Below are 12769 nucleotides of genomic sequence, written 5' to 3' on the forward strand. Positions count from 1 at the left end.
GGTGTGCGGTGGTGCGCGGAGGTGCGTGGCGCGGCGGTCGGCGCGGCCGACCGGGGGATCCTCGCGGCGGCGCCGAGCGGCACCGCCGGGGCGGCTGCACGGCGTGCTCTGCTGACGGGGGCCGCCACCCGCCGTCCGCCGTCCTCCGAGGAGTGCCGCCGTGCCCCGACCGTTCCGCCGCCCCGCCCGTCGTCCGGCCCCCGCCGCCCTGCGCTCCGGTGCCCCGGCCGTCGCCGTCCTCGCGCTGGCGCTGCTCGCCGGCAGCCCCGCCGTGGCCGTGGCGCCACCGCTCTCCGACCCCCGGATCGTCGCCCACTTCGACGTCTCCCAGGGCCTCCAGCCCGAGAACATCGCCCTGGAGCCCGACGGCGCGGTGGACCTCACCTTCTCCAACGCCCGCCAGGTCGGCCGGGTCGCCACCGACGGCCGGCTCATCGTGCTGGCTACCATGCCCGCGCCCGCGCACCCGGCGACCCCGCTGCTCGGCCGGGCCGTCGTCTCCGGCCTGGTCCGCGCCCACGACGGCACCCTGTACTTCGCCTACGCCACCGGCACCGAGGACCTCACCGGCATCTGGCGGCTCTGCCCGGGCGGCGCGCCCGAGCGGATCGCCGCGTTCCCCGCCGACAGCCTGCCCAACGGCCTCGCGCTGGACGAGCACGCGGGCGTGCTCTACTCCGCCGACTCGGCGCTCGGCCTGATCCGGGTCGTCCCGCTGCACGGCGGCGCCCCGGCGGTCTGGTCGGACGACGCCCGGCTCAAGCCGGTCGGCGCCTTCGGCGCCAACGGCCTCAAGGTGCACCGGGGCTCGGTGTGGGTCGGCAACACCGACACGGCGTCCCTGCTGCGCATCCCGGTCCGCCCGGACGGTTCCGCGGGTCAGGCGGAGGTTCGTGCCGAGGGCCTGGAGGGGCTCGACGACTTCGCCTTCGTCGGGGCCGGAGACGATCTGCTCGCGGCGCTCAACCCCTCCAGCCGGGTCGTCCACGTCGGTCCGGACGGCACCTGGCACACCGTCCTCGACGCGGCGGACGGGCTCTCCAACCCCACCTCCGTCGCGATCGGCGGGGACACCGTGTACGTGCCGAGTGCCGCGTTCTTCACCCTGACCGATCCGAACCTGCTGGCCGCGACGCTGGCGCGGTAGGCGGTAGGCGGTAGGCGGTAGGCGGTAGGCGGTAGGCGGTAGGCGGTAGGCGGTAGGCGGTAGGCGGTAGGGCGCGTGGCGTGTCTGCGGCGCGTCGCGGTCCGCCTGGACGGTTTCGCGGGTTCGGTGGGAGTCGGTGTCGCGTTCGTCCGGGGCCGGGGGTGGTCTGCTCGGGGTGCTCGCGCTCTTCAGCCGGGTCGTGCGCCCCTGCCTGTCGGCCGCACGCCGGCCCGTCAGGGGCCGCTCCGTGCCGCGGGCACTGCCGCGTGGGTGGTTCGAGGGCTCGGCCGGCTCAGCGGCGGTCCGGGGCGCGGGTGAAGCAGCAGTCGCCGCAGACGCCCGCCTGCGGGCCGAGCCGGTAGTACAGACAGCAACTGGTGCGCCGGAACGCCGTGCCGGCCGGCGTCGCGGTGAGCGTTCCGGTCCCGGCCAGCGGCGGGTGGCCGAGCACCTCGGCGACGAGGGCGCGGGCGGTGCCGTGCGGGGCGGCGTGCGCGGTCTGCGCGTCCAGCACGCGCAGTGCGCCCGCCAGGGCGGAGGCGGCGTTGCCGCGCAGCAGTCCGTCCGCGAGCGGGACCACGGACCGGACCGCCGCCGCCAGATCCGCCAACTGCCCCTCGACGACGGTCCGCCGGAAGCGGTCCGGGAGCGGGGCCCGGTCGGCCCGCGCGGGCCCGCCCGGGTCCGGGTACGGCAGCCACAGGCCGACCGGCCCCTGTTCGGGGACCCGGATCCAGGCCCGGTCCGGGTGCAGGTCGGGCACCTCGCCGAGCAGAACGGCCGCGCCGAGGCCGACCGAGCAGAACCGGGCGGCCAGGCCGAGGTGCAGGACGGAGGCCGCGACCCGGGGCTCGGTGGTGCCCAGCCGCCGGGCCACCTCCCGCACGCGCCGCGCCAACGCGCCGTCCGGGGCCGGGTCGTAGAACTCCCGCAGCGGCCGGAAGCCCGGCGGCGGGACCTCGCCGGGCGTGGCGGCGGCGTCCAGGGCGAAGTACGGGCCGAGGGCGGCGAGCCGGCGGTGGTCGGGCGGCGGCGCGTCGCTCATCGGGTCCTCCGGTTCTGTCGTCTCCGTGCTGCGGCGGCGGGGCGGGGGCGTCGGTGCCGGCCGGACGAACGCTACCGTGCGGCGGCGTCGGCGCGGCACGGCGGCCGCAGGCATCCCGGCCCCTGCGGGACGGGAAGGACCCCGGGAGGGCGGGGGACGGCCGGACCGTAGGCTCGGGGCATGGCTGTCGAGTCCGGCCCCGGTCCGGTGCCCTCCCCGTCCGGCGCGTCCTCCGGTACCGGCGCGCGGCTCCGTGCGCGGTTCCGTCGGCCGGTGGGGGTGGTGGCGGCGCTGGTCGTCCTCCTGCCCGTCGTGCTGGCGCACTCGGGGCAGCACCTGGCCGCGCTGCTCCTGGCGGCGCAGGCCGCCCTGACGGTCCTGGTGGCCGTGGTGCCGTGGCCCTGGCGGCGGGCGACGCTCGCACAGGCGGCCGGGGCAGTGGCCGCACTCTCGCTGCTGCTCGACCTCGGCTACGCGGGCCCGTACCGGCTGGCCGCGTTCTGGCTGCCGTTCGAGTGGACGGCGTTGCTGGTGCTGGCGGGGCGGGCGGCCCGGCGCGCCCGGGGTCGCTGGGCGGGTCCGGCCGGCGTGCTGACGGTCCTGGCGGTTCCGGCCGTGCCGCTGCGGTTCACCCTCCGGACACCGCAGGGGAGTTGGACGGGCTCGGCCATCGTCGTGCTGCTCTCGCTGGTGCCGCTGGCGGTGGTCGTCGGCGCCGGACTCTATCTGCGGGTGCTGGACGCCCGGCGCGAGCGCGCCGTCGCCCGGGCCCGGCGCGAGCAGCGGCTGGAGGTGGCGCGCGGGCTGCACGACTTCGTCGCGCACGAGATCACCGGCATCGTGCTGGAGGCGCAGGCCGGGCAACTGCCGGGCCAGGAACCGGAGGAGACGGCAGCGCTGCTGCGCCGGCTGGAGGAGGCCGGGCTGCGCGCGCTGGACTCGATGGACGCCATGGTGGGCGCGCTGCGGGAGCCGCGCGAGGAGGGGGACGGGGCGGATTCTCCGGGGGGTGCCGCCGGTGCCGCCAACGCCGTTGGTGCCACTGGTGCCACTGGTGCCGTCGGTGCCACCCGGGTGTACGGGCTGGCGGATCTGCCGGAGCTGGTGGGCCGGTTCAGCGGGACCGGGCCGACCCGTGCCCGGCTGGAGGCGGCGCCGGAGGCCGTCGGGCTGCTCGGCGGGGAGGCCGGGGCCACCGCGTACGCGGCCGTGCTGGAGGCGCTCACCAATGTGCGGCGGCACGCTCCGGGTGCCGCGGAGGTGGTGGTGCGGGTGGAGGTGCGGCCAGGGGCGGCGGCCGTGGCGGGGCGGGTTGTGGCGGGGCCGGCCGTGGTGGTCGTGTCGGTGAGCGACGACGGCGGGGGCGGATCCGGCGTCCGGGGGCTGCTCCGGCGCCGTGCGGGCAGCGGCGGCACCGGGCTGGTGGCGCTCGCCGAACGGCTCGCCGCGCACGGCGGCGCGCTGGAGGCGGGGCCGCTGCGCCCGGCAGGGTGGCGGGTCGGTTGCGAACTGCCCGTGCGGTAGGCCGATCGGCAGGGGTGGCGGGCCGAATCCGGCGCCGAAGATCTGCCGATCGGCAGATGGCACCGGGGCGGCGGGAGGCGATGCTCATAGCCGTGACCGACGCGCCCGTCGAAGGAGGAGCCGCCATGGCCGCCGTATCCGCCGTATCCGCCGTATTCGTCGTACCCGCCGAACTCGCCGCACCTGCCGAACTCGCCGCACCCGTTGACCTCGCCGCACGCGCCGCGCCCGGAGTCCCGCGGCGGCCCCGGGGCCGGATGCCCGCCGCCGTCGCGGCCCTGGCCCTGGCCGTCCTGCCGGCCACCGTGGTCGGCTGCGCCAAGGCCGCCGACGCCACGCCCGAGTCGACGGTGTTCGGCTACAGCGGCAGCACGTTGAACGTGGTGACCAGGCACCACGTGCCGACCGATCTCGTCGCGACGGACCGTCAGGACGTCAAGGTGACGCGTTGGTTCAAGGCGGACGGGATCGGCAGGGAGCGGACCGGGTGGGAGCTGGAGGGCGACACGCTGACCCTGGAGGCGAGTTGCTCGGGCTTCGCCAACTGTGACGCGCGGTTCCGCGTCGAGGTGCCGCCGCACATAACCGTGCTGCGCGACGGCCGGGCGACCGACCTCAAGGGCGCCGGGCCCGCCTGAGCGCCCGGGCGCGGCCGAGTGCCCGGTCCCGCCCGGGTGCGGCCCGCCCTCGGCGTCGTGCGAGACTGCCGTGCGTGACGAGTCCGAACCCGGAGCCCATCCGCACCCTGATCGCCGACGACCAGGAGGCCGTGCGCCGGAGCGTGCGGCGGATCCTGGAGGCCCAGCCGGACATCACGGTGGTCGGCGAGGCGGCGGACGGGGTCGCCGCGCTCGAACTCGCGGCGGAACTGCGCCCGGACGTCGCGCTGGTGGACATCCGGATGCCCCGGATGGACGGGCTGGAGCTGACCAGGCGGCTGGCCGCGCCCGGGGCGGCGACGCCGGTGCGGGTGGTGGTGCTGACGACCTTCGACCTCGACGAGTACGTCTACCCGGCGCTGCGGCACGGGGCCTCCGGGTTCCTGCTGAAGCGGTCCGGCCCGGCGCTGCTGGCCGAGGCGGTCCGGGCGGCGGCGGGCGGCGAGAGTCTGATCAGCCCGTCGGTCACCGTGCGGCTGCTGCAGCACGTGAACGCGCCCCGGCGGGTGGACCGCCGGTCGGCCCCGGCGTCGGCGCTGACCGAACGGGAGGTGGAGATCGCCGGACAGGTCGCGGCCGGGCGGACCAATGCGGACATCGCCGCCGAGCTGTTCATCTCGCCGGGCACGGTGAAGACCCATGTGGCGAGCATCCAGCGCAAGCTCGGGGTGCAGAACCGCGTCGGCATCGCCGTGCACGCCTGGGAGATGGGGTACGCGGTGCCGTCCGCACGCTGACGCGGGCCGCACCGCGCGGCGGGAGGCGGCGGACATGCGGAACCTGCGGGGTGGAGGTGGCCTCCGGACGTCACGTCCTCCGGCCTGACGGTTCGATCGTCGACCGAGGTACCAGCGGCAGACCCTGATCCGTCTCGATCTGTCGCCACTGCCTCCTGCGGTCGAACTTCCTCTGACCCCGCAGGTCCACCACCATGATGCGCCCGGGGCGGCGGATGCACCAGGGGTTTCGGGAAGAAATCCACCAAATCAGCCGAATTCGGGCAGCCGGTGCCCGGGTGGCACGACGCCGGCGGCTCAGCCTTGTAGCGCGTCCTTGCGCAGGAAGCGCTTCAGGCGCTGCCACGGCCAGGTGTTGATCACGTCCTCGGTGGTCAGCCAGGCGCGCTGCGCGGTGCCGATCCCGTAGCGGGGATAGGCGAGGTGCGGGGTGGCGTGGGCGTCGCTGTCGATCGCGAACTTCACCCCGTGGCGCTTGGCCCGCAGCACGTCCTCGTCCCGCAGGTCGAGGCGCTGCGGCGAGCTGTTGATCTCGATGGCGGTGCCGGTCCGGGCGGCGGCCGCGAAGACGGCGTCCAGATCGACGTCGATCGGCCCGCGACGGCCGATCCGCCGGGTGGTGAGGTGGCCGATGACGTGGACGTGCGGGTTCTCGCAGGCCCGGATCAGCCGGCGGGTCTGCGCGTCCCGGTCCGCGCCGAAGTGCGAATGGACGGACGCCACGCAGACGTCGAACCCGGCGAGGAACTCGGCCGGCCAGTCCACGCCGCCGTCCGGTCCGATGTTCAGCTCGGTGCCGTGCAGCAGCCGCATCCGCCGGTGGCGCCCGGCCAGTTCGCGCAGCCGTTCCCGCTGGGCGAGCATCTTCTCGTCGGTCATCCGCTGCATCACCAGGTCGGGGGCGTGATCGGTGACCGCGAAGTACGCGTAGCCGCGGGCGGCCGCGGTGTCGATCATCTCCTCCAGGGTGGCCAGCCCGTCGGTCAGGTCGGTGTGGGTGTGCAGGTCGCCGCGGAGGTCCGCCTCGGTCACCAGCTCCGGCAGCTCGCCGCGCAGGGCCGCCTCGATCTCGCCCCGGTCCTCGCGCAACGTCGGCGCGATCCACGGCAGGCCGAGCGCCGCGTACACCTCGTCCTCGCTCGCCGAGACGATCTTCTCGCCGCCCTCGGCCTCGAACAGCCCGTACTCGGAGAGCTTCAGCCCGGCCCGGACCGCCATCGTCCGCAGCTTGATGTTGTGCGCCTTCGAGCCGGTGAAGTACACGAGCGCCGCGCCCCAGTCCTCCTCGGGGACCACCCGCAGGTCCACCTGGATCCCGTCCGTGGTGCGCACCGAGGTCTTGGTCGGCCCGGTGCCGATCACCTCGGCCACGGAGGGCAGTGCGGTGAGCGCGGCCATCAGCGGCGCCGAGTCCTCGGCGGTGGCCAGCACGTCGATGTCGCCGACCGTCTCGCGCATCCGGCGCAGCGACCCCGCGTACGCGCAGCGGGTGCACCCCGGGACCGCGCTCAGCGCCGCGACCAGCTGGTCGGCCAGCGCGGTGGCGACGTCCAGCAGGGTCCGGCCGCCGGACTGCCGCATCAGCTCGATGCCGTGCAGGATCTTCTCGCCGCTGCGCTCGCCGAGTCCGGGGACCTCGCTCAGCCGGTCGGCGCGGATCGCCTCGGCGAGCTCGTCGACGGAGGCGATGCCGAGGTCGCGGTAGAGGGCGAGGGCGCGTTTCGGCCCGACGCCGGGCACCGACATCATCGCGCGGACCCCGGCGGGGATCTCGGCCCGGAGCGACTCCAGTGCCTCGATCCGCCCGTCGGCGAGGTACTCGGCGATCTTCTCGGCGGTGGACTTCCCGACGCCCGGGATCTGCTGGAGGCCCTTGACGTCCAGGCCGCCGATGTCGTCGGGATGGCCGCCGACCGCCCGGGCGGCCTTCTCGTAGGCGCGGGCGCGGAAGGCGTCGCCACCGGTGATCGAGATCAGGTCGGCGTACTCCTGGAGCAGCTCCCTGACCTTGTCGTTGAGCCGGGCCATGGGGACAGTCTAGGTTTCGCGGGTCCGCCCGGCGCTGCGCACGCGCGCCGGCCGGGCGTGGATGCCCGCTTCCCGGTCGTCACCCGCCGCCCCGGGTGGTGGGGTGGGTCCCGCCGCCTGGGTCGGCCGTTCCTCACTCCCGCGCGACGGCCAGCACCACGACCACGGTGAGCCCGCCGCCGGGTGTCTGCTCCACCGCCAGCCGGCCCCCGGCCGCCTGGACCAGCCCCGAGATCGACGGCCCGACCCGCTCGGGCCCGCCCACCGCCCCGCCCGGCGCGCGCCCGTGGACCGCGCCGAGCAGCCACTGCCGCGCCTCCGGCGGCGCCGACGCGCCCCGGTCCACCACCCGCAGCTCCACCCGGGCCGGCTCCGCCGCCCACGGTCCCGAGAACGGATCGGCCCGGACCAGCACCCGGGCGCCCGGCGGATTGCGGCGGATCGCGTGGTCCACCAGCCCGGCGAGCGCCGCCTCCAGCCGCACGGAGTCCGCGACCACCACCGGCAGCCCCACCGGCACCCGCACGGTCACCGTCGCCGCCCGGCCGCCGCCCCGCAGCACCCGCCCCACCAGCTCGGCCGGCTGGACGTGCCGCGCGTCCGGCACGCAGCCGCCGGCGCGGTCGGTCCAGCGCAACCGCTCCAGCTCCGGCCGCGACAGCAGCTGCGGCCCGGCCATGCCGCCGGACCCGGAACGGCCCGCCCCACCGGCGCCCGCCGTTCCGGCCGCGCCGCCGAACACCACCGCACGCCCGTCCGGTTCCGGGCGCCCGCCCCCGCCGACGCCCTTGAGCAGCCGCACGCCCACCAGCGCCCCGGACCGCCCGAGCGGACCGAGCCCGCCCAGCGCCCGGGCGCCCGACGCGACGTAGCCCCAGAGCTTCCCGCCTGTCATCGTCCTGCCCCTCGTCCCGCGCGGACCGGACCCGCCGCCTCCACGACGGGCCGGTGCGGACCGATTCCCCGGCCCTGCGCCAAGCCTGCGCCCCCGCCGTCCGGGTGACAATCCGGCCCCGGGGCCCCAGAAGGCACTGCCACCCCTCCGACCAGCGGGGCCACCACCCGCCGACCGACGGGAGCACCACACCGGCGCGCACCCGCCACCGTGCGCCCCCACCCCTCCCGTCCCGGGCCGCGGCGGCGCCGGGCCCTCACCGGTGCCGACGGCCGGGCGGCCCGACGCTCCCGCGGCCGCTCGCCCTGTTCGAATCCGCAAAGACTTCTTCGCAAAAAACCTTTGCGAAGAGGTCTTTGCGGTCCTATGGTGCTGCCATGACCGATGACCGCAGGTGGCCGCACAGTCCGGACCCGCAGACCGATGTCGTGATCGATGCCAGGGGCCTGCGGGCCCTGGCCCACCCGGTGCGGGTGCAACTGATCGGGTTGCTCCGCAAGAACGGCCCGTCCACCGCCACCAGGCTGGCCGAGCAACTGGGGCTGAACTCCGGCGCGACCAGCTACCACCTCCGCCAGCTGGCGGCCGCGGGCTTCGTCGCCGAGGACACCGAGCGGGGCAACGCCCGCGACCGCTGGTGGAAGTCGGTCCACCAGGTGACGTGGTGGACCGATCCCGACCTCGCGGAGCAGGAGCCGGAGGCCGCGCTCGGCTACCTGCGCTCGATCGTGGCGGCGCACACCCTGACCGCGCAGACGGCGCTCAACGCCCTGGAGACGATGCCGGTCGAGTGGCGGCACGCGCTGGACCTCAGCGACATGGTGCTCCAGCTCACCCCGGAGGAGGCCCGGACACTCGCCGGGGAGCTGGCCGACGTGGTCGCGCGCTACCGCCGGATCGAACCGGGGGCGCCCGTGCCGGAGGGCACGGACCGGGTGGCCGTGGTCGTCCAGGTGCTGCCCGAGCCGCAGGGCGGCCCGGCCGGTGACGAGCCGGAGGGGCGGTCATGACCGCACGGACCACGGCCTCCGCTCCGGCCCGGGGCGAGGCCGCGCCGCGCAGCCTGAAGCCGATGGCGGGTGTGCTGGCGGCGATGGCGATCTCGCTGACCGGCACCAGGGTGTCGGCCATCGCCCTGCCGTGGTTCGTGCTCGCCACCACCGGCAGCGCGACCATGACCGGCGTGGTCGCGTTCGTCGAGCTCGCGCCCTATGTGCTGGTCAAGGCGTTGGTGGGCCCGGTGATCGACCGGCTCGGGCCGCGGGTGGTCTCCTGGACCACGGACGCGGTGAGCGCCGTCGCGGCCGGCCTCGTGCCGCTGCTGCACGGGCTGGGGCTGCTGCCGTTCTGGCTGCTGCTGGTCATGGTCGCGGTGATCGGCGGCGCCCGCGGCCCGGGGGACCTCGCCAAGGAGGTCATGGTCCCCGAGGCGGCCGAGCGGGCCCGGTTCCCGCTGGAGCGGGCCACCGGACTGGCCGGTGTGACCGAGCGGCTGGCCAGCACGATCGGCCCGGCGGTGGGCGGCGGGCTGGTCGCCCTGCTCGGCCCGATGGCCGGTCTGACCGTCAATGCGGTCGCCTTCGCGCTCGGCTCGCTGGTCATCGCCGTCGCGCTGCCGCGCGGGACGGGTCACGCCGCCGCCCCGGCCGTGCCCGACGCCGAGGAGGAGCCGCCCGGCGGCTACTGGCAGCTGTTCCGGGAGGGCTTCGCCTTCCTGCGGCGCGAACCGCTGCTGCTGACGATCATCGTGATGATCGCGGTGACCAATCTCCTGGACGCCGCGTTCCTGACCGTGCTGGTCCCGGTCTGGGCCCGGGAATCGGGTGGCGGACCGGCCGCGATCGGTCTGACCGGAACGGTCTGGGGGGTCGCGGCGGTGGCCGGCAGCCTGATCGCGGCGGCCGTCGCCCACCGGCTTCCCCGGCGCACGGTGTTCTTCATCGGCTTCCTGCTGGCGGGCGCCCCGAGGTTCGTCGTGCTGGCGCTGGACGTGCCGATGGGCGTGGTGCTCGCCGTGTTCGTGGTGGGTGGCTTCGGGTGCGGGTTCATCAACCCGATCCTCGGCGCCGTCCTGTTCGAGCGGGTGCCGCGTCAGCTGCTGGGGCGGGTCAACGCGCTGGGCGACTCGCTCGCCTGGGCCGGGATCCCGCTGGGCGGCCTGCTGGCCGGTGCGACGGTGGCGGTGTCGGGGCTGATACCGGTGCTGCTCGTGTGCGGCGGTCTGTACTTCCTCGCCACCACCCTGCCGGGCCTGCGGCCGGAGTGGCGGGAGATGGACCGCAAGCGCGGCCGCGCCCCGGAGGCGGCCGCCGCCGCGAGCGGCGAACCGGAGGAGAAGGTGCCCGCTCCGCCCGTCCTGCCCACCTCGGCCGCCTCGGCCCGTGCGGCGGCCGTGGCCCCGACCGAGTGACGGAGGCGGGCAGGGCGGACGTGACGGTCAGCCGAGGTCGAAGGGGGCCGGGGCACGGTCCGCCCAGATCCGGGCGGAGGCCTGCTCGGGAGAGGGGACGGTCACCGCGGGGCGTCCGGGCGGCGGCCGGAGCCTGCGGGCGCTCGGCGAGCACCCGCACCCGCGCGAGGTGCTCCGCATGATGCTCCGGGAGACCCTCCCGCTGCACCCGGACGCCCGCGCGACCGGCCGGATGAGCGCCGCCCACGTCCTGGAGGCCCTGCACGACGAGGACGGGCGCGCCCTCGTGGAGCAACTGCTCCGGCAGGCCGTCGAGACCGGTCTGCTGCTCGCCCTCACCGGATTCACCACCTGCTCGAACCGGGGGCTGTCACCCCGGAGGAGGTGCTCACCGCCGTCGACGGCCACCCCGACCGGCTGTTCGGCCGCCGGTGATCCCCGCGGGGCCGGCGGCACGGGGGCGGTCGGCGGGGCGGGTCAGGGCGTGGGCGGGCCGCCGTGCGGGTGCTGCGGGCGCTGCGGGTGGGAGGTGCGGGGGCGGACGTCCAGTGGAGGAGGAGAACGGAGGCGACGGCGGCGAGGGCGCACCAGGTGGAGACGAAGGCCAGCCGCCACAGGAGCGCGCAGACCAGGGCGCCGATGCCGGTGATCAGGCCGAGCCGGCGCAGCAGCCGGTCACCGCTGGCCAGCAGGGCGCCGACGGTGGCGAGGAGGTAGCCCGTCAGGAGGAGTGCGGGGTGCGGGACGCCGATGCGGTAGTCGAGGGTGTGGGCGTGGGCGGTGACGCCGATCGGATGGGTGGCCACGGCGTGCGCCGTCGGCACGGCCACCAGGAGACCGAGCAGGACCAGCGCGGTGAGCAGCCGCCGTCGGGACCGGCCGGCGTCGACGGCCGCGCGGCGCACGCCGATCGGGACCAGCAGGGGGAGCAGGGGCAGGGCGATCACCGCCCAGGCCGTGCGGGCCCAGGCGGCCGGGGCGGCCGGCGGATCGCCGCCGGTGCCGAGCCAGACCACCGCCTCGATCAGCTGGTGTACCCCGAGGACGAGGGGCAGCGCGGCGAGCGGGAGGCGTTCGGACCGGCCGGCCCGGTGGGTGCGGACCAGGCAGAGCACACCGACGGCCGTCACCGCGCCGCCGACGACGAGGTCCGCCCGGGCACTCCAGCACATGGGGGCTCCCGAGCCCGCTCAGCGGGGGCCGGGGGACGGGTCGGTGGGTGGCGGGCCGGTGGGCGGGTCGTCCTCGGGGCCCTCGTCCGACCCGTTCGGCTCGTCCGAGTCGTCCGCCGAGTCGCCCGGCACTTCGCCGATGGACTCCAGGACGTCGCCGGTGGTACCGGGCAGGGCCGGGTGGCGGCCGATCACCACCACCCCGATGACGATGGCCACCAGGCCGGCCGCCTGCCAGGCCAGGGCGCCGGGGGTGACCCGCAGCCGGTCGCCGAGGAACCCCACCGCGCAGGCGATCCCGGTGATCGGCTGCGCGGCCGTCAGGGCGGGCAGGGACATCCGCAGCGGTGCGGCCTCGAAGGCGCTCTGCACCAGCAGCAGCCCGACCACCCCGGCCGCCACCACCGCGTACGGCTGCCAGCTCCGCAGCACCGCCTCCAGCCCCTGGTGGTCGAGCCGCTGGGTGGTGGTGCGGGTCAGCGCGTCCTGGAGCCCGTAGAGCAGGCCGGCGGCCAGGGCGAGCACCGTCGCCTCCTCGAACAGCGGCAGCCGGCGGGCCGTGGAGATCAGCAGCAGGGTGAGCCCGACCACCGTGCCGACCACCAGCCAGTGCCGCAGCTCGCTCGCCGGCGCGCCGCCGCCGGTGGGCCGGCCCGCCACGATGAACGCCGTCACCCCGAGCGCGAGCAGCAGCACCCCGGCCCAGCCGGAGCGCCCGAGCGTCTGGCGGGTCAGCACCCGGGCGAGCGCCATCGCGAAGATGAGGTTGGTGGCGAGCAGGGGTTCGACGAGCGAGACCTCGCCCTGGTTGAGGGCGAGTGCGGAGAGGATCAGTCCGGTGACCATGAAGCCGGTGCCGAGCAGCCACTCGGGCATCCGCAGGAGGTCCAGCAGCAGCCGCCAGTGCAGCAGATCGGCGCGCGGGGCCCGCTGCGCCGCGTGCTGCTGGAGGACGAATCCGAGGCCCAGGAAGCAGGCGGCGCTCAGGGCCAGGACGAAAACCGCCACGGAGGGACCACCCGAGGGTTGTTGACCGCACCGCACCGCCGCCCGGCTCCGGGGCGGCTCCTCGGGCGGGTCCGCCCGCGTGGCCCGGCGATCCGGAGCGGGGTGTCCCGCGGCATCGGCGCGTTGGGGCCAGCCTACCGCCGG

At 76.3% G+C, this 12769-nt stretch carries 11 protein-coding genes; 6 read left to right on the plus strand and 5 right to left on the minus strand.

All coding sequences use genetic code 11. The annotated features are described in order from the left end of the window. The first annotated feature begins 160 nt into the window (after positions 1-160). Positions 161-1147: an SMP-30/gluconolactonase/LRE family protein gene (locus tag ACFXAM_RS05760; RefSeq protein ID WP_380287745.1), complete on the plus strand. Its 987-nt coding sequence runs from the start codon at positions 161-163 to the stop codon at positions 1145-1147. Positions 1148-1439: 292 nt separating this feature from the next. Here the strand turns inward: ACFXAM_RS05760 and ACFXAM_RS05765 are convergent, their stop codons facing one another. After that, the gene (locus ACFXAM_RS05765) at positions 1440-2192 is read right to left on the minus strand and encodes a (2Fe-2S)-binding protein (RefSeq protein ID WP_380287746.1); all 753 of its coding nucleotides are present in this window, start codon (positions 2190-2192) and stop codon (positions 1440-1442) included. A 180-nt stretch (positions 2193-2372) separates the two neighbouring features. On the opposite strand from ACFXAM_RS05765, the gene ACFXAM_RS05770 reads away from it, so the two are divergent. The 3 genes from ACFXAM_RS05770 (at position 2373) to ACFXAM_RS05780 (ending at position 5112) form a co-directional block, all read left to right on the plus strand. Then, positions 2373-3716: a histidine kinase gene (locus ACFXAM_RS05770; protein WP_380287747.1), complete on the plus strand. Its 1344-nt coding sequence runs from the start codon at positions 2373-2375 to the stop codon at positions 3714-3716. A gap of 125 nt (positions 3717-3841) precedes the next feature. Further along, positions 3842-4354, plus strand: coding sequence for a hypothetical protein (locus tag ACFXAM_RS05775; RefSeq protein WP_380287748.1), 513 nt, complete (start codon positions 3842-3844; stop codon positions 4352-4354). 74 nt (positions 4355-4428) lie between these two features. Beyond that, complete coding sequence (locus ACFXAM_RS05780) at positions 4429-5112, plus strand: response regulator (protein ID WP_380287749.1); 684 nt, start codon at positions 4429-4431, stop codon at positions 5110-5112. A gap of 297 nt (positions 5113-5409) precedes the next feature. Here ACFXAM_RS05780 and polX read toward each other — a convergent pair whose 3' ends face one another. Together polX and ACFXAM_RS05790 are read right to left on the minus strand one after the other, a co-directional pair. Next, positions 5410-7140, minus strand: coding sequence for a DNA polymerase/3'-5' exonuclease PolX (gene polX / locus ACFXAM_RS05785; protein ID WP_380287750.1), 1731 nt, complete (start codon positions 7138-7140; stop codon positions 5410-5412). Between the two features lie 133 nt (positions 7141-7273). Next, positions 7274-8035, minus strand: a complete 762-nt coding sequence (locus ACFXAM_RS05790; protein ID WP_380287751.1) for an ATP-binding protein — start codon at positions 8033-8035, stop codon at positions 7274-7276. Between the two features lie 377 nt (positions 8036-8412). Here ACFXAM_RS05790 and ACFXAM_RS05795 point away from each other — a divergent pair, with 377 nt between their 5' ends. Both ACFXAM_RS05795 and ACFXAM_RS05800 read left to right on the plus strand, forming a co-directional pair. Continuing rightward, positions 8413-9045 carry an ArsR/SmtB family transcription factor gene (locus tag ACFXAM_RS05795; RefSeq protein ID WP_380287752.1) on the plus strand — a complete coding sequence of 211 codons (633 nt, stop codon included), beginning with the start codon at positions 8413-8415 and terminating at the stop codon, positions 9043-9045. Then, on the plus strand, positions 9042-10445 hold the full coding sequence (locus ACFXAM_RS05800) for an MFS transporter (protein WP_380287753.1): 1404 nt from the start codon (positions 9042-9044) through the stop codon (positions 10443-10445). The genes ACFXAM_RS05795 and ACFXAM_RS05800 overlap by 4 nt, the downstream gene beginning before the upstream one ends. Positions 10446-10789: 344 nt before the next feature. Here the strand turns inward: ACFXAM_RS05800 and ACFXAM_RS05805 are convergent, their stop codons facing one another. Next, the gene (locus ACFXAM_RS05805) at positions 10790-11617 is read right to left on the minus strand and encodes a DUF6629 family protein (protein ID WP_380287754.1); all 828 of its coding nucleotides are present in this window, start codon (positions 11615-11617) and stop codon (positions 10790-10792) included. Positions 11618-11635: 18 nt separating this feature from the next. Then, positions 11636-12625 (minus strand): DMT family transporter, encoded by a 990-nt coding sequence (locus tag ACFXAM_RS05810; protein ID WP_380287755.1) that lies wholly within the window; start codon positions 12623-12625, stop codon positions 11636-11638. Positions 12626-12769: the final 144 nt, after the last annotated feature.

It is taken from the genome of Kitasatospora sp. NPDC059462 (genome assembly GCF_042749955.1).
In the GTDB taxonomy this organism is placed as follows: Bacteria; Actinomycetota; Actinomycetes; order Streptomycetales; family Streptomycetaceae; genus Kitasatospora.

Coding starts and splice junctions, on each gene's coding strand:
- ACFXAM_RS05765 (WP_380287746.1), bottom strand. CDS start 2,192: ATGAGCGACGCGCCGCCGCCCGACCACCGCCGGCTCGCCGCCCTCGGC.
- ACFXAM_RS05770 (WP_380287747.1), top strand. CDS start 2,373: ATGGCTGTCGAGTCCGGCCCCGGTCCGGTGCCCTCCCCGTCCGGCGCG.
- ACFXAM_RS05775 (WP_380287748.1), top strand. CDS start 3,842: ATGGCCGCCGTATCCGCCGTATCCGCCGTATTCGTCGTACCCGCCGAA.
- polX (WP_380287750.1), bottom strand. CDS start 7,140: ATGGCCCGGCTCAACGACAAGGTCAGGGAGCTGCTCCAGGAGTACGCC.
- ACFXAM_RS05790 (WP_380287751.1), bottom strand. CDS start 8,035: ATGACAGGCGGGAAGCTCTGGGGCTACGTCGCGTCGGGCGCCCGGGCG.
- ACFXAM_RS05795 (WP_380287752.1), top strand. CDS start 8,413: ATGACCGATGACCGCAGGTGGCCGCACAGTCCGGACCCGCAGACCGAT.
- ACFXAM_RS05800 (WP_380287753.1), top strand. CDS start 9,042: ATGACCGCACGGACCACGGCCTCCGCTCCGGCCCGGGGCGAGGCCGCG.
- ACFXAM_RS05805 (WP_380287754.1), bottom strand. CDS start 11,617: ATGTGCTGGAGTGCCCGGGCGGACCTCGTCGTCGGCGGCGCGGTGACG.